General features: G+C 72.7%; 13 protein-coding genes, 1 tRNA gene and 2 pseudogenes. 5 read left to right on the top strand and 11 right to left on the bottom strand.

The annotated features are described in order from the left end of the window. Nucleotide 1: 1 nt before the first annotated feature. The gene (locus BLW57_RS21520) at nucleotides 2-1,111 is read right to left on the bottom strand and encodes a DUF2786 domain-containing protein (protein WP_176985675.1); all 1,110 of its coding nucleotides are present in this window, start codon (nucleotides 1,109-1,111) and stop codon (nucleotides 2-4) included. Between the two features lie 202 nt (nucleotides 1,112-1,313). Here BLW57_RS21520 and BLW57_RS21515 point away from each other — a divergent pair, with 202 nt between their 5' ends. Both BLW57_RS21515 and BLW57_RS21510 read left to right on the top strand, forming a co-directional pair. After that, nucleotides 1,314-2,093, top strand: coding sequence for a Clp protease N-terminal domain-containing protein (locus BLW57_RS21515; protein WP_093476627.1), 780 nt, complete (start codon nucleotides 1,314-1,316; stop codon nucleotides 2,091-2,093). A 47-nt stretch (nucleotides 2,094-2,140) separates the two neighbouring features. Further along, nucleotides 2,141-3,838 (top strand): bifunctional 3'-5' exonuclease/DNA polymerase, encoded by a 1,698-nt coding sequence (locus BLW57_RS21510; RefSeq protein ID WP_093476625.1) that lies wholly within the window; start codon nucleotides 2,141-2,143, stop codon nucleotides 3,836-3,838. 64 nt (nucleotides 3,839-3,902) lie between these two features. On the opposite strand, the gene BLW57_RS21505 is transcribed toward BLW57_RS21510, so the two are convergent. From BLW57_RS21505 to BLW57_RS21490, 5 genes are all read right to left on the bottom strand, one after another. Beyond that, a complete protein-coding gene (locus BLW57_RS21505; RefSeq protein ID WP_093480809.1) occupies nucleotides 3,903-7,154 on the bottom strand; it encodes an AfsR/SARP family transcriptional regulator in 3,252 nt (1,083 codons plus the stop codon). A 409-nt stretch (nucleotides 7,155-7,563) separates the two neighbouring features. Continuing rightward, entirely contained in the window at nucleotides 7,564-8,457 is an 894-nt protein-coding gene (locus BLW57_RS21500; RefSeq protein ID WP_093476624.1) for a glycosyltransferase family 2 protein, read from the bottom strand. Nucleotides 8,458-8,809: 352 nt separating this feature from the next. Beyond that, a complete protein-coding gene (locus BLW57_RS40960; protein ID WP_143051617.1) occupies nucleotides 8,810-9,031 on the bottom strand; it encodes a hypothetical protein in 222 nt (73 codons plus the stop codon). A gap of 82 nt (nucleotides 9,032-9,113) precedes the next feature. Further along, nucleotides 9,114-9,560, bottom strand: a complete 447-nt coding sequence (locus BLW57_RS21495) for a hypothetical protein (RefSeq protein ID WP_093476622.1) — start codon at nucleotides 9,558-9,560, stop codon at nucleotides 9,114-9,116. A 16-nt stretch (nucleotides 9,561-9,576) separates the two neighbouring features. Further along, nucleotides 9,577-10,209, bottom strand: a complete 633-nt coding sequence (locus BLW57_RS21490) for a hypothetical protein (RefSeq protein WP_143051616.1) — start codon at nucleotides 10,207-10,209, stop codon at nucleotides 9,577-9,579. 230 nt (nucleotides 10,210-10,439) lie between these two features. On the opposite strand from BLW57_RS21490, the gene BLW57_RS40955 reads away from it, so the two are divergent. From BLW57_RS40955 to BLW57_RS42440, 3 genes and pseudogenes are all read left to right on the top strand, one after another. Then, on the top strand, nucleotides 10,440-11,027 hold the full coding sequence (locus BLW57_RS40955) for a hypothetical protein (RefSeq protein WP_143051615.1): 588 nt from the start codon (nucleotides 10,440-10,442) through the stop codon (nucleotides 11,025-11,027). Beyond that, nucleotides 11,023-11,310: pseudogene (locus BLW57_RS42445) on the top strand (ATP-binding protein); the annotation flags it as partial. The gene BLW57_RS40955 and the pseudogene BLW57_RS42445, both read left to right, overlap by 5 nt. Nucleotides 11,311-11,353: 43 nt before the next feature. Further along, a pseudogene (locus tag BLW57_RS42440) lies at nucleotides 11,354-11,529 on the top strand (integrase); the annotation flags it as partial. Nucleotides 11,530-11,571: 42 nt separating this feature from the next. Here BLW57_RS42440 and BLW57_RS21475 read toward each other — a convergent pair. From BLW57_RS21475 to topA, 5 genes are all read right to left on the bottom strand, one after another. Next, nucleotides 11,572-11,648 (bottom strand) — tRNA-Thr (locus BLW57_RS21475). A 107-nt stretch (nucleotides 11,649-11,755) separates the two neighbouring features. Continuing rightward, nucleotides 11,756-13,375 (bottom strand): alpha/beta hydrolase, encoded by a 1,620-nt coding sequence (locus BLW57_RS21470; RefSeq protein WP_093476617.1) that lies wholly within the window; start codon nucleotides 13,373-13,375, stop codon nucleotides 11,756-11,758. Between the two features lie 224 nt (nucleotides 13,376-13,599). Next, nucleotides 13,600-14,805: a DNA polymerase III subunit delta' gene (locus tag BLW57_RS21465; protein ID WP_093476616.1), complete on the bottom strand. Its 1,206-nt coding sequence runs from the start codon at nucleotides 14,803-14,805 to the stop codon at nucleotides 13,600-13,602. Between the two features lie 174 nt (nucleotides 14,806-14,979). After that, nucleotides 14,980-18,234 carry a dTMP kinase gene (gene tmk, locus BLW57_RS21460; RefSeq protein WP_093476614.1) on the bottom strand — a complete coding sequence of 1,085 codons (3,255 nt, stop codon included), beginning with the start codon at nucleotides 18,232-18,234 and terminating at the stop codon, nucleotides 14,980-14,982. Nucleotides 18,235-18,378: 144 nt separating this feature from the next. Continuing rightward, complete coding sequence (topA, locus tag BLW57_RS21455; protein ID WP_093476613.1) at nucleotides 18,379-21,198, bottom strand: type I DNA topoisomerase; 2,820 nt, start codon at nucleotides 21,196-21,198, stop codon at nucleotides 18,379-18,381. Nucleotides 21,199-21,293: the final 95 nt, after the last annotated feature.

Genomic DNA, 21,293 nt, shown 5'->3' with positions numbered 1-21,293 from the left:
CTCAGGGCAGCCGGTGCCGGCGCTCGACCTGGGCCCGGTCGGCCGCGGCCGTGCCCTCCGTCCAGCCCGCCGCGTCACTCACGCCCCGCATCCGCGTCGTGGTGGTCTCGGGGAACATGCGCTCCAGGCGGCCGGTGACGGCCACCTCGCGCGTGGCCAGCACCGGCAGCAGATCCCGGGTCACCTGGGTCTCGGCGACGGTCGCGAGCCGGTCGCCGACGCGGTGGGCGTAGGCGGCCAGGAACGACTGCCGGAAGGTCTTGGTCCGCTTCCGTCCGCCGGCTCTCTGGGCCGCCTCCGCCCTGGCCATCGCGTGCGTGGCCTGCACCAGCAGCGAGGTGTGGAGCAGCTCGACCGCCTCCAGGTCGGCCTCGAACCCGACGACCGTGGAGAAGCCGAGCGGTTCGTTCCACACCGCGCGGCAGTGGTTCGCGGTGGCCACGGCGTCCAGCAGGACCGCCTTGGCCTGCTCGTACGGCGGCTCGACACCGATCCGGCAGGCACCGGGCGTGTCCGGCTCGGGCGCCCCCGCGGCGAGCAGGGCCTCGTCGACGCTGTGCCGGGCCATCAGTTCCTGCGCCTTGGCGCTGAGCGCCTCGGCCTCCTCCGGGTAGCCGGTCGCCTCGGCCTTGGCGAGCAGCGCGCGGATGCGGGTGAGCGTGCGGGAGGCGCCGGGGCCGGGTGCGCGGCGGGACTCGTCGTCCAGCGGCTCCAGGGCGGGCAGGCGCAGCAGCAGGCGGTACAGCTCCAGGACGGCCGTGGCGTGCGAGAAGCGGTCCGCCCCGCGCGCGGGGCCTTCCGGCAGCGCCTCCAGCTGCGCGGCCCAGCGGCGTCCGCGCGGCCGGTCCCGGCCGGCCTGCGTCCGGATCAGCGCGGCGGCCAGCCCGATGTGCGTCTCGTCCAGCTCGCGCCGCACCAGCCGGACCACGTCGGCGGGCTGCCAGCCGCGCTGCCAGGCGGCAGCCGTGAACTCCTCGCCCCGCCGGGCGAGTTCGGCGTCCGCCGCGGGGTCGGCGGCGAGCAGGGAGGCGCCCGTGTCGAGGCCGGTGTCGGTGTCGTCGTACAGGGCGGCCCGGAAGGCCCGCTCGACGGTGCTGGCAGTGCTGGTCACGCCGTCGATCGTGCCATGGCCCGCCGACAGTGCGCGGAGTCCGTCCACAAGCTGTGGACAACCTCTCGGCACAGCGGGCACCCGCGACGGTTTCCAGGGCGCGGCCCGGAGCGCCGGCGGTCGGCCACCCTGCCGGACGGGCCACCCTGCAGACTGTCAACTATCGGTTGACAGTCTGCAGGGTGCAACCTACGGTTGACACATGGCGACCAACCGGAACACCACGGCGACCGTGCGCCTCGACGACCTGATCGAGGCCATCAAGAAGGCCCACAACGAGCCCCTCGAACAGCTCCAGGACGCGGTGATCGCCGCCGATCACCTCGGAGACGTGGCCGACCACCTCATCGGCCACTTCGTCGACCAGGCCCGCCGCTCCGGCGCGTCCTGGACCGACATCGGCCGGAGCATGGGCGTGACCCGGCAGGCGGCACAGAAGCGGTTCGTACCGAAGGAGTCCGCCGACCTCGACCTCAGCCAGGGCTTCAGCCGCTACACCCCACGCGCGCGAAACGTGGTCATGGCCGCGCACAGCGAGGCCGTCGCCGCCCGCACCCCGGAAGGCCGGCCCGAGCACCTGGCCCTCGGGCTGCTGGCCGAGCCGGACGGCCTCGCCGCGAAGGCGATCACCGCGCAGGGCGTCCTCCTGGACGCCGTACGGCAGACCGCCACCGCCGCGCTCCCGCCGGCCGCGGACGACGTCCCGGACCTGATCCCCTACGGCCCCGAGGCCAAGAAGGTCCTGGAACTCACCTTCCGCGAGGCCCTGCGGCTGGGTCACAACTACATCGGCACCGAGCACATCCTGCTGGCCCTCCTGGAGCACGAGAACGGCGCGGGAGTCCTCAGCGGCCTCGGCATCACCAAGGCGGCGACCGAGGAGTACGTCGGCAAGGTGCTGACCCTGCTGCTGGAGCAGAAGAAGGAGGCGGCGGAGGCGGCCGGTTCGGCGACCGCCGCCACCGCGTCCACGGAGGACTGAAACCGCAGGTCAGCCTCATTGTCAGAGCTGCGTGCCACACTCGCGTCATGACCGACCGGTGGGCGCTCGCACCGGCCGAGGACGGTGGCGTGGACGTCGCCCCCCTCGGCCCGGACGGGCTGCCCGCCGGACCGGTGCGGCGGGAGAGCGATCTCGCCGGGGCGGTGCGGAGCCGCCCGGAGGTGTCGCGCTGGGTGTGGCGGTCGACCCCCGAGGTCTACCCGCGTCTGCTCGCCACGGGGGTGCGAGTGGAGCGGTGCTACGACGTCGAGGACGCCGAGACCCTGCTGCTGGGCCACGAGGGCAGGTACGGCGAGCCACGCTCGGCCGCCGCCGCCCTGGCCCGCCTCCGCGGCGGCCCCGTACCGCCCGACCCGCCGCAGCGCGCGGCCGAACCGGGCGCCCAGTCCCCGCTGTTCGAACCCACCGGCACCCGTCTGCCCCTCGAGGACCTCCTCGCCGTCTACGCCGAACAGCAGCGGCGGCACGGGCAGGCCGCCCACCCCGACCGGATGCGCCTGCTGACGGCCGCCGAGTCCGCCGGGATGCTGGTGGCCGCGGAGCTGAACCACACGGGTCTGCCGTGGAGCGCCCCGGTCCACCGCGAGCTGCTCCACGGCCTGCTCGGCGACCGGTACACGGGCGGGGGCGAACCGCGCCGCCTGGCCGAGCTGGCGGACGAGGTGTCCGCCGCGTTCGGCCGCCGGGTGCGGCCGGACCTGCCGGCCGACGTGACGAAGGCCTTCGCGCAGGCCGGGATCAAGGTGAAATCCACCCGCCGCTGGGAGCTCGAGTCCGTCGACCACCCGGCCGTCGCACCCCTGCTGGAGTACAAGAAGCTGTACCGCATCTGGGTGGCGCACGGCTGGTCCTGGCTGCAGGACTGGGTCCGCGACGGCCGGTTCCGGCCCGAGTTCCACGCCGGCGGGACGGTCACCGGCCGCTGGGTGACCAACGGGGGCGGCGCCCTGCAGATCCCCAAGGTGATCCGCCGGGCCGTGGTCGCCGACCCCGGCTGGCGGCTCGTGGTGGCCGACGCCGACCAGATGGAGCCGCGGGTCCTGGCCGCGATCTCCCGCGACCCCGGTCTGATGGAGGTGGCCGGCCGCGAGAGCGACCTGTACCAGTCCGTCTCCGACCGCGCCTTCTCCGGCGACCGGAACCAGGCCAAGCTCGCCGTCCTCGGGGCGGTCTACGGCCAGACCTCCGGAGACGGCCTGAAGAACCTGGCCGCGCTGCGCCGCCGCTTCCCCAGAGCCGTCGCCTACGTCGACGACGCGGCACGCGCGGGCGAGGAGGGCCGGCTCGTGCGCACCTGGCTGGGCCGGACCTGCCCGCCCGCGGCCGGCTCGGGCGGGGACGCGGCGGAGGAGGCAGGCATCCCCGTCGGCGAGGACGACACCGAGACGCAGACCGAGGCCCAGGGCTGGGTCCCCGGCTACGCCTCCGCGAACTCCCGCGCGCGGGGCCGCTTCGCGCGGAACTTCGTCGTGCAGGGCAGCGCCGCCGACTGGGCCCTGCTGCTGCTCGCCGCGCTGCGCCGGGCCTGCGCCGGGCTCAAGGCCGAACTGGTCTTCTTCCAGCACGACGAGGTGATCGTGCACTGCCCGGCCGAGGAGGCCGACGCGGTCGTCCGGGTCATCCGCGAGTCCGCCGACCTCGCCGGACGGCTGACCTTCGGCGAGACACCGGTGCGGTTCCCGTTCACCACGGCGGTGGTGGAGTGCTACGCCGACGCCAAGTGAGCACGGTACGGCGGTCCGCCGGCCGGTCGCCGTTCGCCGCCCCGTCGCCCTCCGGCCGGTCGCCCTACGTCGGCCCGTCACCCTTCGCCGGCCGGTCGGCGAGCAGGGTGCGCAGTTCCGCCGACACCGTCTCCTCGTCCGTCCCGTCCAGCGCCGCGAGCGCCGCGCGCCAGACGTCGCGCGCCTCGGCCCGCCGCCCCTGCTCGCGCAGCAGCAGCCCGTGCTGGTGCCGGGCGAGACCGCCGATGTAGCGGTCGGCGCGGGCGTCGGCCCGGTGCAGCAGCTCGGCGCACTCGCGGCCCGCCCGCCCCGTGTCTTTGAGTGCGCGCAGCGCGCGGACCAGGCCGAGCCGGGTCTGCGACTCGCCGTGCCAGTCGCCGTTGCCGCCGAGGATGCGCAGGCTCTCCTCGAAGTGCCGGGCGGCCGCGGCCGGTTCGCCGAGGCTGAGATGGGCGTAGCCGATGTTGCAGTGTGCCGAGTGCCGCACGACGACCGCGCCGATCGCGTCTCCGATCGCCAGCGAGCGCCGGTGCTGCTCGATGGCGGCGCGCGGGTCGGTGTGCTCGTGGAGGTTGCCGAGATGGCTGTGGGTGACGGCCTCGCCGTAGGCGTCGTTCAGCTGCCGCGAGTACGCGAGGCTCTGCCGCAGCGCCTCCTCGGACTCCGCGAACCGGCCCAGGCCCTCCAGCAGCAGCCCGCGGTTGTTCAGACAGCGCCGGATCCTGGACGCCCTGCCCAGCCGCCGCCAGATCTCCAGGGCCTGGTCGGTGAGGGCGAGGGCGTCGTTCTGCCGGCCGGCCAGGAAGTGCAGGCCCGCCAGGTCGCCGAGCGCGTACGCCTCGGCGGCCGCGTCACCCAGCCGCCGCGCCGCCCCGAGCGCGGCCCGCCCCAGCACCTCCAGTTCGGCGACCCGTCCGCTGCGCTGCACGTACGGATGGATCAGCCGTACGAGCGCCGACAGCTGGGCGGCCCGGCGCACGTCGGTCGTGTCCGCGTTCCGCGCCACCAGGGCGACGATGTTCTCCAGCTCCACCTCGCCCCAGGCCAGAGCGTGTTCGGCCGACTCGAAGGGCGGTACGGCGGCCAGGTCCTCGGCGTGCCCGGCCGTCTGCGCGAAGGTCGGCCGACGCCGGTCGTCCTGGTCGAGCCCCGGCTCCACGACCGCCGTCAGCACCCGCTCGGCAACGGCGGCGTACCAGCGCAGGGCGGACAGCTCGGGGGACGCGGGTGCCGTGGCGGGGTCCGAGCCGGGGCCCGCGGGGGTGGGCGTGCCGCCGACCGCGCCGACGGTCCGGCGGGGGCCCGGGGATGCCGGGGGGCCGGAGGCCCGGACGGTGGACCGCGCTTCCGTGTCCGCCAGTTCACGGGCGAAGTCGCGGACCAGGTCGTGGGGTGCGTAGCGGCCGTACGCCGTCTCCTCCAGCAGGGCGACGTCGACCAGGCGGTCCAGGGCGGCTTCGGCGCGGCGCTCGTCCGTGCCGGTGAGCCGGGCGATCAGCGGGGCGCCGTAGGCCGGCAGGTCGAGCGCGCCGATGTGCCGCAGGGTGAGGGCCGCGTCCCGGTCCGCCTCGCGGTCGGCGGCGGCGAGCGCGTCATGGGCGACGGCCAGGGAGCGGCGGACGCTCAGGTCGTCGTACTCCAGGTGATGCAGCCGCCCTCCGGTGGCGGCCAGTTGGTTGGCCAGAGTGTCCGGAGTGAGGGCGCGGCGGGCGGCGAGGCGGGCGGCGACCACCCGCAGCGCCAGCGGCAGCCGGCCGGTCAGTTCGACGAGGGCGTGACCGGCGTCCAGCCCCGCGCGTCCGCTGACCGCGCGCAGCAGGGCCGCGCTGTCCTCGCCGGTGAGCGGGCCGAGCGGGAAGCGCCGGGCGCCGTCGAGCGCGGTCAGCGGCGAACGGCTGGTGACGATCACCGCGCAGCCGGGGCCGGCCGGCAGCAGGGGCCGTACCTGGGCCGCGCTGGCCGCGTCGTCCAGCACCAGCAGGACGCGGGCCGGCGCCAGCAGCGAGCGGAGCAACGCGGCAGCCGCGTCCGGGTGTTCCGGGATGTTCCGGGGTTCGGTCCCGACGTCCCGCAGCAGGGCCGCGAGAGCCTGCGCGGCGGTGAGGGGGGCCATGCCGGGCGTGGCGCCGTGCAGATTGACGTAGAGCTGGCCGTCGGTGAAGCGTTCGCGCAGTTCATGGGCGACGTGCAGGGCCAGCGCGCTCTTGCCGACGCCCGCCATGCCACTGATCACCGCGACGGCGGGGGCCGGTGCGGGCGGTTCGGTCAGCACCCGGCGCAGTTGTCCGCGCACGTCCGCACGGCCCGTGAAGTGGGCGGGGGTAGGGGGCAGTTGGGCGGGACGCGGGGTCTGCCGCGCCGCGCCGTCCGGATGCGTGGTCGCGGAGGACGTCCTCGCGGCGCCCCCGTCCGGACGGCCCGCGGCGGGCCGCTGCTGCGGCGCCGTGCCGAGGTCACGCTCCGGGGCGTCGCCGTGCTCCGCCCCCGGCCGCGGTTCCCCATCGCTTTCCCGCAGCACCTCGGCGTGTGCCGCCCGGACCGCCGGTCCGGGCTCGACGCCGAGCTCCTCGACCAGCCGGGCGCGCAGGTCGCGGTGGACGGCCAGGGCCTCGGCCTGCCGGCCGGTGCGGTGCAGGGCGAGCATCAGCTGCCGGTGGTACGCCTCGCGCAGCGGGTACTCGGCGACGAGGGCCGTCAGTTCGGGCACGAGTGCGGCCAGCCGGGCGCCGCCCAGGGCCAGTTCGGCGTCGTAGCGCCACTCCAGCAGGAGCCGTCGCGCCTCTTCCAGACGCTCCACGAGGGCATAGCCGCCGAAGTCGGCGGGGAGCCCGCCGAGCGGGGTGCCGCGCCAGAGCGCGAGTGCCGCGGTGCAGGCCCGGACCACGCCCGGCCACTCGCGCCGCGCGTGTGCGGCGCGCGCCTCGGTGACCTGGCCGTCGAACACGTGCACGTCCAACTCGCCGTGGTCGACGCGCAGCAGATACCCCGGCGGTACGGCCCTGAGCCGGTCGGGGTCGTCCAGGAGCCGGCGCAGCCGGGCGACGTGGTTGTGCAGGGACGCCTGCGCGGAGACGGGCGGCGCCCCGCCCCACAGGGCGTCCTTCAGGGACTCGACCGACACCACCCGTCCGGGCTCCAGCAGCAGGGCGGCGAGAAGGGCGCGCACCTTGGGGCTGCCGATGGCACGGACACCCTCGTCGCGGGCGTCGGCGGACGCCGCCATGCCGGAGGAGGGGTCGTACGAGATCTCGTACGGCGGTCGGTCGTAGAGGACCGGGGGTCCCAGCAGTCCGAACCGCAGCTCGTACCGCCGCATCACGCCGCCCACTGCCTTCCCGCACGGCCCGCACCGGCCACGCTCCGGGGCGGCCTTCCGCCCACCGTTCCTGGCGGAATTCCGCCTGCCCACAACGGTTTCCCGCCACCGTCGATCGCCGACCTGGTCTCCAAAACCGCCCGTCCGGCGGCGCGTTCCCGCTGCCGCCCGACGACTTCCGGCCAACCGGTCCGCGACCTGCTGTCGAACCGTTGGCCACATGTTAGCGATCCGTTGGCGTCCCCTGATGTGATCATGTCCATCGGAACCGGCCCGACGGCGCGCGCGTAGTCGCGTAGCTCGGGGGAGTGTCGCCGCAGGCCGGATCCGGGGGCACAGAGGGGCCCCGGTCGGCGGAGGTGAACGACCGGGGCTCCGTCCCGTTCCCGATTCGCGGGACTCGCGTGCCTCAGATCACCGGCGGGCGTCCGAGCCGCGTCAGCCGCCAGACCGTACGCCAGCGCATCGGCCGCCGCTCGCCGGCCGGCTCCCGCAGACCTTCCACGAACCCGCCGAACCACGCCTTCAGTCCCGCGGTGGAACGGGTGCGGGCGAGGGTGAGCAGTGTCCAGACCCCGAGGTGCACGGGGACGAGCGGCAGGGGCAGCCGACGCCGGGCGAGCCAGACGCGGTTGCGGGCGTTGACCCGGTAGTAGATGGCGTGCCGGGCCGGAGAGGTCTTGGGGTGCTGGAGCAGCAGCTCGGGTGCGTAGAGGATGGTCCAGCCGGCGTCGGCGGCCCGCCAGGCGAGGTCCGTCTCCTCGTGCGCGAAGAAGAACTCGGCGGGCCAGTCCCCGGTCTCGGCCAGCATCGTCATGCGCAGGGCGTGCCCGCCGCCGAGGAACCCGGTGACCCGGCCGCCGCGCAGCGGGTCGGACTTCCCCACCCGGGGCACGTGCCGTTGCTGCGTCTCGCCGTGCTCGTCGGCGATACGGAAGCCGACGATGCCGAGGCGGGGGTCGGCGTCGTACAGCTCGGCCACGCGGCGCAGCACATCGGGGTCGACGAGCAGCCCGTCGTCGTCCAGTTCCACCACGACGTCGACGTCCCCGCACTCCCGCAGCCGGGCCAGGGCGACGTTCCGCCCACCCGGACAGCCCAGGTTCTCGTCCACGTCGATGGTGGTGACCTCACCGGGCAGGCCGAGCCGCCGGGCGAACTCGGGCAGCCGGCAGCCGTTGCCGACGATCACGATCCGGACCGGGGGGAGGTCCTGCTTGGCGACGGACTCCAGGAGGGCGTCGACCTCGGCGGGCCGGTTGCCCATGGTCACCACGGCGACGGCGATCCTCGGCTCCACCACGTCCCTCATTCCATCCGGCCGACGGCGGCACCGCACCTGACCGCGCGGCGCCCGCTGTTCACCAAGATGTTGCCCCAGGTCCGCGGGTTCAGCTGATACCGATTCACTTTACGGTGGCTTTGCTCCGGTTTTGTCCGCCGCATTCCCACGCGCCGCGCACGCACGCGAAGCCTTCCGGGACCGACGACAGAAACCCCAGGTCAGTTGATGCCTGACCTGGGGTTCGTGGAGCCTCTTTCGGGATGCGAACCCGAGACCTGCGCATGGCGAGTTGTGCGATCTTGCTCCGGGGGCAGGCGTCAATCGAGACCACGACGGAGACCGCAGCCGGCCGGACGGCCGTGGGTGGACTCTAGTAGAAGAGAGCCAGGCCCCAACCAGCGGTAAATATGACTTCTCCAGCCCGCTGGGGAGGATTTTGGTTCGCGACGACGACGGCGTCCTGGGGTGTGGCATAAAACCCCATCCAACGCCAGCGCTTTTCCTCAGCGAGACCTACTGTTTGTTCCTTGAGCGCGATCCCTTCCTCTCGAGACAGAAAAGCGGGGATCTGGTCTTCGTTTTTACCGGTCATGGCACTAACGCTCCTTCTCGTTACCGTGCGAACGGTAAGGGGGCGCCTCCCCCTGGCTGAGCGAGGCGCCATTCAGTGTGGGTCACCCTTCGGGCTGGAGGAATACCTTCCGGTTGCGCCACCAGCCCCATACGGTGATGCGGTTAAGCCCTTTCCGACGCCGGCCACAGCTTCCGCACTCAGGGATGCGCGCCCGGCGCGTGAAGGCGGAGATCACGTCACCCAGGCCGACCGCGCTCTTTTGCTGGTGGTCTGCACCGAGTGCAGGGACCTGCCTTTCGAGGCTTTCCCAGCTCACGGGTATACCCGGAACGATCTCGATGAGCTTTTTTTCCTTTTCGCTCAGGATCACTACGTCCGGATATGTGAGGAGCCTCTCGGCAGCCTCTCCGTCAATGATCCCGACGTACGCCATCTCGCTGTCACGGACGATGATCGCGTTGGGAACATCGTATTTCAGCGACGGCAGCGCATTTCTTCCCGCTTGCTGTTCGACTGGCACGGTCAGCCAGTGGATGACGGTTTTCACGTCGCAATCTCCCGTGTCACGTGTGGCAGCATCCGGTGACGACGCTGCAGAGCCAGCCGCAATCGCACGCCACACAGGCGGCACACTTGGCTGCGCAGAGCCCACAAGTGGCTGCCAGGCAGGCGACCACCGCGGGCAAGGCACCCAGCGGGAGGCAGCTTCCCAGCGCCCCTAGGCAGGTGCCACCGCAGCTGCTCCCGAGACAGTTCCTGAAGGCATCCCAGAGGCCGCGGACAGCAATGAGGTCCCCGCTCGGGTCGAGCTCGTACTCATCGGCGCCGAGCCAGCCCCCGTCCCCGGCCCTCTGAATGAGGGCCCTCGCCACCGTCTCCTCCGTCGAAGCGGCGGCTCCTGCTGCCGGGTAGGTGGCGATGGTGGCAGCCATGAGGCCTATCCGCTGATCGTCCGTGCTCGGCGCCTCGCCGAACACAAGTCTGGCGGTGTACCGCGCCACACTCAGACCAGTTTCCCGATCACGTACCGCGCGTTCGAACTGGGCGCTGTATTCCAGGCCAACAGCGCTTGCGATCTCGTCCGACGAGCCAGTCGCGTACTGCGTGGAAAGGGCGTGCTGCAGTTCGTGCAGCCTCACCTCCTGGTCGGCACGCAGCAGATCGAAATGATTCTGCGCGGACTCCTGGGTCAGCACTGTCCCCTGCTCCCAGATGACGTTAGGGCTCCCCATCTCCTTCTCCTCTCTTCCCGCGGATTGGGTGACTACCCAGAGGGTCGAGCACCCGGCGACATTCACATCATGTACCGGACGGAGTTGACCCGCACGCTGAAACAATTCTGCTGCTGGTTCGCTTTTTGACTGCTCGTAAGTTGCAAGCTAAATACGCCATAGTGAGGGTCGTGCGCACAAAGGGAACTGTGCCTGTGACGGTGCGCCTGCCGTACGGCACTCGGGTGCAGCTACATCAGTTGTTGAAGAACGAAAGGAGATTGGCCAAGGAGCTTGCAGATAGCAGACAGTTGGACCTGGCCGGCCTCAGTCACCGCGAGGTCGCAGCTGTACGCGCGGCACGACGTCTTCAACTGTTCAGGGCCCGTGAACGCGGTGAACTCCTGGACTCTGTGGATCGGTTGGCAGCTCTGGGCGTACTGCGCGAACTGCAATCGCGGGGATGGGACCGCTCCTGGCCGGATTACCCGGAGGAGGCCCGCGGTCCGGGTCGATGGCCCGGTTCGCAGGACGGAGGATTTCCCGAAAAGATGTCGCTGCGACTTCCGGTTGATCTGGAACACCGGGTCCGGTCTGCGTGTTGGTACACATCAGCCGACGCCATCGAGGCCCTTCTCGACTGGCGGGACCGGTATCCACAGATCGTTCGGCGTCGCCACGAAGCGCCTGCCGGACAGGAAAAGGCCCTGCAGGAATACCGTCGACTTGCAGCTCGCGTCACCACCACCGGTGAGGTCTGGCGAGCGGGAATCCGTCGCGGGATCGAGGCCCGCAGTGTCTGAGACAGCGGAGATCCTGCCGGTCGTTCTCGGCTCCCTGCTGGACCTGACGGGAAGGTGCGGGCCGCCGAGGCCGCCCCCGGGACCTGCGGATGGCTGACTTCGCGCGCCTGTGCGCAGCTCGATGCGGCTACCGGCTACCGGCTACCGGCTTCGGCGCGGTGAGCGCCTACCGGGCCACCTCGACGACCTCAACGACGACGTCATCGAAGGAGACCTCCTCGCGCAGACGGTTTTGCGGCACGCCGCCGGGCTCGACGCGGGCGCGGAAGTCCGCATGACGTCACCCGGGCCATGCTCGACGCCGGCCACGTCCCCTCGCACGTCGTGACGAACTGGGCGTCGACATGCCTACGATCATGGAGATCCTGCGGCACACGCAGATCAGCCACCGGCGTAGAGGCGAGTTCTTCGTGCCGCCGTAGTCGGCCCCTGAGTCCAGGCCCCACTGAGACCATCGACACCCCCGCGGCGCGCTCCCCTTCGCCGCCGTCGCATCCGTTGAACAAAAAACCCCAGCTCAGATCGTTCTGAGCTGGGGTTCCAGTGGAGCCGCTTTCGGGATTCGAACCCGAGACCTACGCATTACGAGTGCGTTGCTCTGGCCATCTGAGCTAAAGCGGCGCGCTGTCCGCACCATGGTGCGATCAGCAACGTCGGTAAGTCTACACAGTTTCGAGGGGTGCTTCGTACCCGCCCCGGGGCGGAGGGCCCCGGGGCGGGCCGCAGGGCTATGAGCAGCGCTTTCCCGCGGCCGGCGGGGTTCCGCGCAGCAGATAGGTGTTGATCGCGGTGTCGATGCAGGCGCTGCCGCGGCCGTAGGCGGTGTGGCCGTCCCCGACGTAGGTCAGGAGGCGGGCCGAGGAGAGCTGGCGGGACAGGGACTGTGCCCAGCGGTAGGGGGTCGCGGGGTCCCGGGTGGTGCCGACCACGACGATCGGCGCCGCGCCCTTCGCCTCGATCCGGTGCGGTTCGCCCGTGGCCTTCACCGGCCAGTACGCGCAGTTCAGCGAGGCCCAGGCCAGGCCGTCACCGAAGACCGGGGACGCCTTGTCGAACGCGGGCAGCGCCTTCCTCACCTGGTCGGGGCCGGTGAAGGCCGGCGGCAGGTCGAGGCAGTTCACGGCCGCGTTGGCCATCATCAGGTTGCTGTAGCCGCCGTTCTCGTCCCGTTCGTAGTAGCTGTCCGAGAGCGCGAGCAGACCCGAGCCGTCGTTGTCCCTCATCGCCTGGCTCAGCGCCTCGCGCAACTGCTCCCAGGTCGCCTCGTCGTACATCGCCGCGATCACCCCGTTGGTGGCCAGCGACTCACCGAGCTTGCGGCCGTCCTTGTCGCCCGCCGGGATGGGGTGGGCGTCCAGCTTGTGGAAGAACGCCTTGAGGTGCTCGCCCACCTGCGCGGGCGTCGTGCCCCTGCCGCCGAGCGGGCAGTCGGTGTGCCGGACGCAGTCCTTCGCGAACGCCTGGAACGCCGTCTCGAAGCCCGCCGTCTGGTCCAGGTTGAGCCTGCGGGCGTCGAGGCTCGGATCCATCGCGCCGTCCAGGACCACGCGGCCGACCCGTTCCGGGAACAGACCGGCGTAGGTCGCCCCGAGGAAGGTGCCGTACGACGCCCCGACGTAGTTCAGCTTCGGGTCGCCCAGCACCGCCCGCAGGATGTCCATGTCCCGTGCCGCCTCGACGGTGGAGACGTGCCGGAGCAGCCGCGCCGAGTGCGCGCCGCAGCTCTCCGCGAACTTCTTGTCCGCCGTGACGACGGCGTCCCGCTCCTTCTGGTCGTCGGGTGTCGTGTCCGTCTGCGTGTACGCGTCCATCTGGCGTCCGCCGAGGCACTTGACGGGCTCGCTGCGGGCGACGCCCCGCGGGTCCATCGCGACCATGTCGTAGCGGGCGCGGACGTCCGCCGGGTAGCCGATGCCCGCGTACTGCTGGAGGTAGTCGACGGCCGAGCCGCCCGGGCCGCCGGGGTTGACCAGCAGCGAGCCGATCGGTCTGGCCTTTCCGGTGGCCTTCTTGCGGGCGACCGCGAGCCGGATGTCGCCCGCACCGGGCTTGTCGTAGTCCAGCGGGGCCTTGAGCGTCGCGCACTGGAACCCGGGTGCTCCGCAGTCGCGCCATTTGAGGGTCTGCGAGTAGTACGGCGCCAGCGCCGAGGGTGTCGAACGTGGCAGCGCGGCCAGCGCCGCCTCCACCGTCCCGCCCGCCGACGTGGTCGAACCGCCGGCGGAGCAGGCGGAGATCAGCAGGGCGGCCGCGGTGAGGAGGGAGGCGGTGAGGCGGGCCGTCGTCCGGGTGCGGGCGCCCCGGGTACGGCGGGGTGGTCGGCGGTGGGCGGAAGGCCAGGTGTGCATCAGGCGAGCGTAACGTTAAGCGACCGATCGAGTGCGGTACGTGCTTTTTGTGGCTCGCACGGGGGACGGCACCGGGGGCGCGACCGGAGCTCCGGCACCCTCGGGGATCCGGTGAGCGTGTCCGGCACCCCTGCCATCACCCATGCGATCCTCCAGATCTTCGCCGGTCCGTCACCCCCCTCGGTCACCCCGGCCCCGGGGTCCCGTCCGCGCGTCCGGGCCCCTCAGCCCGCCCGCAGTGCCATCGTCATCGCCTCCACCGCCAGCAGCGGAGCCACGTTGCGGTCGAGGGCGTCCCGGCAGCCGGCGATCGCCTCGATACGGCGGAGGGTGGACTCCGGCGTGCTGCCGCGGGCCAGCCGCTCCAGGGCGTCCTCGGCGTCGGCGTTGGCGATGGCCACGCGGGAGCCGAGCTGGAGGGCGAGGACATCGCGGTAGAAGGCGGTGAGGTCACCGAGGGCGACGTCGAGGCTGTCGCGCTGCGTACGGGTCCTGCGGCGCTTCTGCATGTCCTCCAGGTCCTTCATCACGCCCGCCGTGCCGCGCGGCAGCCGCCCGCCCTGCGCGGCGCCCAGCGCGGTCTTCAGCTCCTCGGCCTCCTTGCCGTCCATCTCCTCGGCGAGCTGCTTGGCGTCCTCGGCGGCCGCGTCGACCAGCTCCTGCGCGGCCCGCAGACAGGCGCCGACCTCGTCCAGGCGCAGCGGCAGCTTCAGCACGGCGGCCCGGCGTTCGCGGGCCGCCGGGTCGGTGGCCAGCCGGCGGGCCCGGTCGGCATGGCCCTGGGTGGCCCGCGCGGCGGCCGTGGCGACCGCCGGTTCGATGCCGTCGCGGCGGATGAGCATGTCGGCGATCGCGTCCACCGAGGGCGTACGCAGGTTCAGGTGCCGGCAGCGGGAGCGGATGGTCGGCAGGACGTCCTCGACGGAGGGGGCGCACAGCAGCCACACCGTGCGGGGGGCGGGCTCCTCCACGGCCTTGAGGACCGCGTTGGCCGACTTCTCGTTCAGCCGCTCGGCGTCCTCGACGAGGATGATCTGCCAGCGGCCGTTCGCCGGGGCGGTGAACGACTTGCGGACCGTGTCCCGCATGTCCTTGACCAGGATCTCCGCGCCGACCGCCGCGACCGAGTTGACGTCGGCGTGCGTGCCGAGCAGGGCGGTGTGGCAGCCGTCGCAGAAGCCGCAGCCGGGGGCACCACCCAGGGCGCGGTCGGGACTCACGCACTGCAGGGCGGCGGCGAACGCCCGCGCCGCCTGGTTGCGGCCCGCGCCGGGCGGGCCCGTGAACAGCCAGGCGTGGGTCATCCCGGACGTCTCGGGCAGCGGCCGCCCGGCCGCGGCGGCGGTGACGAGGGCGTCGGCGTCCCGCGCGGCGGCACCGAGCACCGCGCTCACCTTCTCCTGCCCGACGAGGTCGTCCCACACGGTCATGGGTCACGCCGCCCTTCCGTCACACTGCGCGTTCCGCACTCCATTGTGCGGGTCGGCACCGACAGTGCGGCGCGGCGGCCGGGCCCCGACGCGGAACGAGCGGCGACCGTCGCCGCTGCGACGGTCGCCGCTCGGCGCTCACATCCCGGCGCGCCCGCCCGGCGGCGGCCGGCGTCAGCCGCGGCGGCCCCGGCCACGGCCCTTGCGGCCCTGCTCGTCGCCGGCGTCCCCGTACTCCCCTTCGCCGTACGAGCCCAGCAGCTCGTCCGCCAGCGTGGGCAGGTCGTCCAGCGGGGTCTCCTCGGCCCAGTCCGAACGCGGCCGGCGGCGGGGCGTGCCGTCGGCGTCGATCTGCGGCATCTCGCGCGTGCGGTCCTCGGTGCCGTCGAGGCCCGCGCCGGAGCGCTCGTCCCGGAAGTAGCCGGGCGGCACCCGGCCCCCCGGACGGTCGTCCCGGACGGGCGGCAGCACGGCCGTCTCGTCGGCGGCGCCCACGGGGGGGACCGGCGGCAGGACCGCCGTCTCGTCCGCGGCGCCGGGGGCGTCCGTCGGCTGCGGCAGCTCGGTGGTCACCTCGGCGTCGGACTGCGCACCCCGGGCACGGCCGGCGGCGCCGTCGCGCTCCTCACGCACCGGGCGCAGCACCGTGGTCTCGTCCACGGCGCGCTCCGGCCCGTTCCCGTCGCGCCCGCCCGGCGACACGGCCGGCGTCGCGACCGTCGCCGCGTCCGCGGCCACGCCCGGCGCGGACGGCCGGGGGGTGCTGGGCCTGCGGGCCGCCACGTCGGCCGCCGCCGCGGCCTCGGCCGCCTGCCGCCGGGCCTCCTCGGCCCGCAGCAGTGCCTCCTCGGCCTTGCGCTGCGCCTCCAGACGCCGGGCGTCCTCCTCGGCGCGCAGCCGGGCCTGGTGGGCCTCCTCCTCGGCGCGCAGCCGTGCCTCTTCCTCGGCCTGCCGGCGCCGGCGCTCCTCCTCCGCCTTGCGTCGGGCCTCCTCCTCGGCGCGGGCCTTCTCCTCGGCGAGGAGCCGCTGCCGCTCCTCCTCCGCCCGCCGGTGTGCTTCCTCGGCCCGCTGCCGGGCCTCCTCCGCCTGCCGTTCGGCCTCGCGGCGCTGCGCCTCCTCCAGCTCGCGCCGCTTGCGCTCCTCCTCCTCGGCGCGCAGCTTGGCGAGCTGCTCCTGGCGCTCGCGCTCCAGCCGCTCCTCCTCGGCCTTGCGGGCGGCCTCCTCCTCGGCCTTACGGCGAGCCTCCTCCTCGGCCTTCCTGCGGGCTTCCTCCCGGGCCTGGATCTCGGCCTCGGACAGGGGCAGGACGGTGTCGAGGCGGTGCCGGATCACCGTGGTGACGGACTCGGGTTCCTGGCCCGCGTCCACGACGAGGTAGCGGCCGGGGTCCGAGGCGGCCAGCGTGAGGAAACCGGCCCGTACGCGCGCGTGGAACTCCGCGGGCTCCGACTCCAGCCGGTCCGGCGCCTCGGTGAACCGCTCGCGGGCGGTCTCCGGGGAGACGTCGAGCAGGACGGTCAGGTGCGGGACGAGCCCGTTGGTCGCCCAGCGGTTGATGCGGGCGATCTCGGTCGGCGACAGATCGCGGCCGGCGCCCTGGTAGGCGACGGAGGAGTCGATGTAGCGGTCGGAGATGACCACCGCGCCGCGCTCCAGGGCGGGACGTACGACGGTGTCGACGTGCTCGGCGCGGTCCGCCGCGTACAGCAGTGCCTCCGCGCGGTGCGACAGGCCTGCCGAGGACACGTCGAGCAGGATGGAGCGCAGCCGCTTGCCGACCGGCGTGGCCCCGGGCTCGCGGGTGAGGACGACCTCGTGGCCCTTGGCCCGGATCCACTCGGCGAGCGCCTCGGCCTGGGTGGACTTGCCTGCGCCGTCGCCGCCCTCGAGGGCGATGAAGAAACCGTTGGTCGCCGGTGTCTGGTCCGGGTCGTCGCCGCCGAGCAGCGCGTCCTTGAGGTCCTGGCGCAGCGGTACGCCGGAGCGGTCGTCGACCTTGGCGAGCACCAGCGCGGCCACCGGCAGCAGCAGCGCGCCGACCAGCATCAGCGTGAAGGCCGCGCCGCCGTGGGCGAAGACGAACTTGCCGTTCTCCAGCCGGTGCGGGCCGATCAGCGCCGCGACCAGGGGCGCGACGATGGCGCCGAGCGCTATGAAGACCCGGACCACCGCGTGCAGGTGCTCGGTGGTGCGCGCCCGGCGGTATTCCTCGGTCTCCTGGTCGAGCAGGGCGTGCCCGGTGTTGGCGGCCACGCCCGCGGCGACGCCGGCCAGCGTGACGATGAGCAGCACGGTGGTGACGTCCGGGACCAGCCCGGCGGCGAGCAGCGCGATACCGGTGAAGGCGATCGCGAGGGCCAGCAGCCGGCGGCGAGAGAGCGAGGGCAGCACGGCGGGGGCCATGCGGATGCCGACGGCGACACCGCCGGTCAGGCCCAGCACCAGCAGGCCGTAGAGGACGGGGCCGCCGCCCAGGTCCTTGGTGTGCAGGACGCACACCGCGACGGCGGCGGCGATGGCTCCGGCGACCGCGGCGCAGGCCGGGATGAGCAGCGGGATGGCGCCCGTGCGGCCCTTGTCGACGCCGGTGCCGGTGCGCGGGCGGCGCAGGCCCTCCAGCGGGGAGCGCGGGCGCGGGGTGCGCGTGCCGGGCAGTTCGAGGAAGGTCAGCAGGGACAGGGAGGCGGCGAACAGGCCGGCCGCCACATAGGCGCCGAGGGCCGCCTGGTGCTGGTCGAACCAGGCCAGGCCGGTGCCCAGCAGGTTGTTCAGCAGGGCGGCGGCGACCAGTGCGGCGGCGGCCAGCGGGACCGCGAGGAAGCTGGTGCGCAGCGCGAGGCGGCGCAGGGCGTCCAGGTGGTCGGGCAGCGGCCGGACGGTGGCGCCCTCCGGGGGCGGGGCGGGCAGCAGCGCGGGGGCCGCGCTCTCCCGGCACACCGTCCACAGCCGCTCGGCGATGCCGGCGACGAAGGCGGTGACGAGCAGGACCGCGAGCGCGTTGTCCGGGGTCCAGTCGATCCACAGGGGCGCCACGATCAGCAGCGCGGCGCGCACGCCGTCGGCGCCGACCATGGTCCAGCGTCGGTCGAGCGGGCCGTCCTGGGCGGTGAGCGAGGTCAGGGGCCCGAGCAGGACCGCGCCGAAGAGCAGCGTGGCGAGGACACGCGCCCCGAAGACCGTCGCCACTGCGAACGCCACGCCCCGGTAGCCGCCGCCGAAGGTGCCTTCGACGATCGCCGCCTGGAGGGCGAGGAGGACCAGCACGAGGAGGGCGAGGGTGTCACCGACACCACTCACCAGCTGTGCGCTCCACAGGCGCCTCAACTGCGGTCGTCGCAGCAGGGAACGGACGGCGCGCTCGCGGGAGTCCGCGACGAGGGCGTCGTCCGGTGCTGTGGTGGGGGCCGTTGGCTGCTCGGCTCGCGTCATGCGTTCAGCCTATCCGCAGCCACGGACACCACACCTCGCCTCTCCTGGCATGCGCACGCCCCGACACCAAAGTGATGCCGGGGCGTTCGATTCGCGAAGCCGCGGAGGGGATCCGCCGGGTCCGCGGGAGGTGCCGACGGAGTGTCAGCCCTCCGCGCCGGAAGCCGTCGCCTTCTTCGCGGTGGTCTTCTTGGCGGTCGCCTTCTTCGCGGCGGTCGTCGTCTTCTTCGCCGCCGTCTTCTTGGCCGCGGTCTTCTTCGCCGGGGCGGTCTTCTTGGCCGCCGCCTTCTTCGCGGTCTTCTTGGCGGGACCCTTGGCGCGCTTCTCGGCGAGCAGCTCGAAGCCGCGCTCCGGGGTGATCTCCTCGACGCTGTCGCCGGAGCGCAGGGTCGCGTTGGTCTCGCCGTCGGTGACGTACGGACCGAAGCGGCCGTCCTTCACCACGACCGGCTTTCCGGAGACCGGGTCCTCGCCCAGTTCCTTCAGCGGCGGCTTGGCGGCCGCGCGGCCACGCTGCTTCGGCTGGGCGTAGATCGCCTGCGCCTCCTCCAGCGTGATCGTGAAGAGCTGGTCCTCGGTCTGCAGCGAGCGCGAGTCCGTGCCCTTCTTCAGGTACGGGCCGTAGCGGCCGTTCTGCGCGGTGATCTCCACGCCGTCGGCGTCCGTGCCGACGACCCGCGGCAGGGACATCAGCCTGAGCGCGTCGTCCAGGGTGACCGTGTCCAGCGACATGGACTTGAAGAGGGAGGCCGTGCGCGGCTTGACCGCGTTCTTGCCGGTCTTCGGGGTGCCCTCGGGGAGCACCTCGGTGACGTACGGGCCGTAACGGCCGTCCTTGGCGACGATCGTGTGACCGCTGGCCGGGTCGGTGCCCAGCTCGAAGTCGCCGCTGGGCTTGGCCAGCAGTTCTTCGGCCAGCTCGATGCTCAGCTCGTCGGGCGCCAGGTCGTCCGGGATGTCGGCGCGCTGGTGCTGCTCGGTGTCCTTCTCGCCGCGCTCGATGTAGGGGCCGTAGCGGCCGACGCGGAGCACGATGTCGTTGCCCACCGGGAACGACGACACCTCGCGCGCGTCGATCGCGCCCAGGTCGGTCACCAGCTCCTTGAGGCCACCCAGGTGGTCCCCGTCGCCGTTGCCGGCCTCGGCGGCGCTGCCCACGCCGTTGTGCCCCTCGCCGAAGTAGAAGCGCTTCAGCCACGGCACTGCCTGGGCCTCGCCGCGGGCGATGCGGTCGAGGTCGTCCTCCATCTTGGCGGTGAAGTCGTAGTCGACGAGCCGCCCGAAGTGCTTCTCCAGGAGGTTGACGACGGCGAAGGACAGGAAGGACGGCACGAGGGCCGTGCCCTTCTTGAACACGTAGCCGCGGTCGAGGATCGTGCCGATGATCGACGCGTACGTCGACGGGCGGCCGATCTCGCGCTCTTCCAGCTCCTTGACCAGGGAGGCCTCGGTGTAGCGGGCCGGGGGCTTGGTGGCGTGGCCGTCGACCGTGATCTGCTCGGCGGACAGCGCATCACCCTCGGAGACCTGCGGCAGCCGGCGCTCGCGGTCGTCCAGCTCGGCGTTCGGGTCGTCGGCGCCCTCGACGTACGCCTTGAGGAAGCCGTGGAAGGTGATCGTCTTGCCGGAGGCGCTGAACTCGACATCCCGGCCGTCGGCGGCGGTGCCACCGATCTTCACGGTCACGGAGTTGCCCGTGGCGTCCTTCATCTGGGAGGCGACGGTCCGCTTCCAGATCAGCTCGTACAGCCTGAACTGGTCGCCGGTCAGACCGGTCTCGGCGGGCGTGCGGAAACGATCACCCGAGGGGCGGATCGCCTCGTGCGCCTCCTGGGCGTTCTTGACCTTCCCGGCGTAGGTGCGCGGCTGCGGGGGCAGGTAGTCGGCGCCGTACAGCTGCGTGACCTGGGCGCGGGCGGCCGACACGGCGGTGTCGCTCAGCGTCGTGGAGTCCGTACGCATGTACGTGATGTAGCCGTTCTCGTACAGCTTCTGGGCGACCTGCATGGTCGCCTTCGCGCCGAAGCCGAGCTTGCGGCTCGCCTCCTGCTGGAGCGTCGTCGTACGGAACGGGGCGTACGGCGAGCGGCGGTACGGCTTGGACTCGACCGCGCGCACGGAGAAACGGGTGTCCTCCAGCGCGGCGGCGAGGGCGCGGGCGTTCGCCTCGTCGAGGTGGAGGGTGTTCGCGCTCTTGATCTGCCCGAGGGAGTCGAAGTCGCGGCCCTGCGCGACGCGCCGGCCGTCGACGGCCTGCAGCCGGGCCACCAGCGACGACGGGTCGGACGAATCGCCCGCGCGGCCGGTCGCGAAGGTGCCCGTCAGGTCCCAGTACTCGGCGGAGCGGAAGGCGATGCGCTCGCGCTCCCGCTCGACGACGAGCCGGGTCGCGACGGACTGGACGCGGCCGGCCGACAGGCGCGGCATGACCTTCTTCCACAGGACCGGCGAGACCTCGTAGCCGTACAGGCGGTCGAGGATGCGGCGGGTCTCCTGGGCGTCGACCAGCTTCTGGTTGAGCTGGCGCGGATTGGCGACGGCCTCGCGGATCGCGTCCTTGGTGATCTCGTGGAAGACCATCCGCTTGACGGGGATCTTCGGCTTGAGGACCTCCTGGAGGTGCCAGGCGATCGCCTCGCCCTCCCGGTCCTCATCGGTGGCGAGGAAGAGCTCGTCGGACTCCTTCAGCAGGTCCTTGAGCTTCTTGACCTGGGCCTTCTTGTCGGCGTTGACCACGTAGATCGGCTGGAAGTCGTGGTCGACGTCCACACCGAGGCGGCGGACCTCGCCGGTGTACTTCTCCGGCACCTCCGCGGCGCCGTTGGGAAGGTCCCGGATGTGCCCGACGCTCGCCTCGACGATGTAGCCGGGGCCGAGGTAGCCCTTGATCGTCTTCGCCTTGGCAGGCGACTCGACGATGACGAGTCGGCGGCCGCCCTCTGCGGTCTCGCTGGTCGGGGACAACTTGGCTCTTCTCTCCGGTCGACGCTTTGCCCTCCCCAGGCGTTCGTCCCGGGGTCGCGGCGTGCTTCTGGCTCGTGTGACGCTGCGGAGTGTGA

The organism is Streptomyces sp. 1222.5 (assembly GCF_900105245.1).
GTDB lineage: Bacteria > Actinomycetota > Actinomycetes > Streptomycetales > Streptomycetaceae > Streptomyces > Streptomyces albidocamelliae.
This window is presented reverse-complemented; position numbering and strand designations above follow the sequence as displayed.

Coding starts and splice junctions, on each gene's coding strand:
- BLW57_RS21470 (WP_093476617.1), bottom strand. CDS start 13,375: ATGCACACCTGGCCTTCCGCCCACCGCCGACCACCCCGCCGTACCCGG.
- BLW57_RS21465 (WP_093476616.1), bottom strand. CDS start 14,805: ATGACCGTGTGGGACGACCTCGTCGGGCAGGAGAAGGTGAGCGCGGTG.
- BLW57_RS21515 (WP_093476627.1), top strand. CDS start 1,314: ATGGCGACCAACCGGAACACCACGGCGACCGTGCGCCTCGACGACCTG.
- BLW57_RS21510 (WP_093476625.1), top strand. CDS start 2,141: ATGACCGACCGGTGGGCGCTCGCACCGGCCGAGGACGGTGGCGTGGAC.
- tmk (WP_093476614.1), bottom strand. CDS start 18,234: ATGACGCGAGCCGAGCAGCCAACGGCCCCCACCACAGCACCGGACGAC.
- BLW57_RS40960 (WP_143051617.1), bottom strand. CDS start 9,031: ATGACCGGTAAAAACGAAGACCAGATCCCCGCTTTTCTGTCTCGAGAG.
- BLW57_RS21505 (WP_093480809.1), bottom strand. CDS start 7,154: ATGCGGCGGTACGAGCTGCGGTTCGGACTGCTGGGACCCCCGGTCCTC.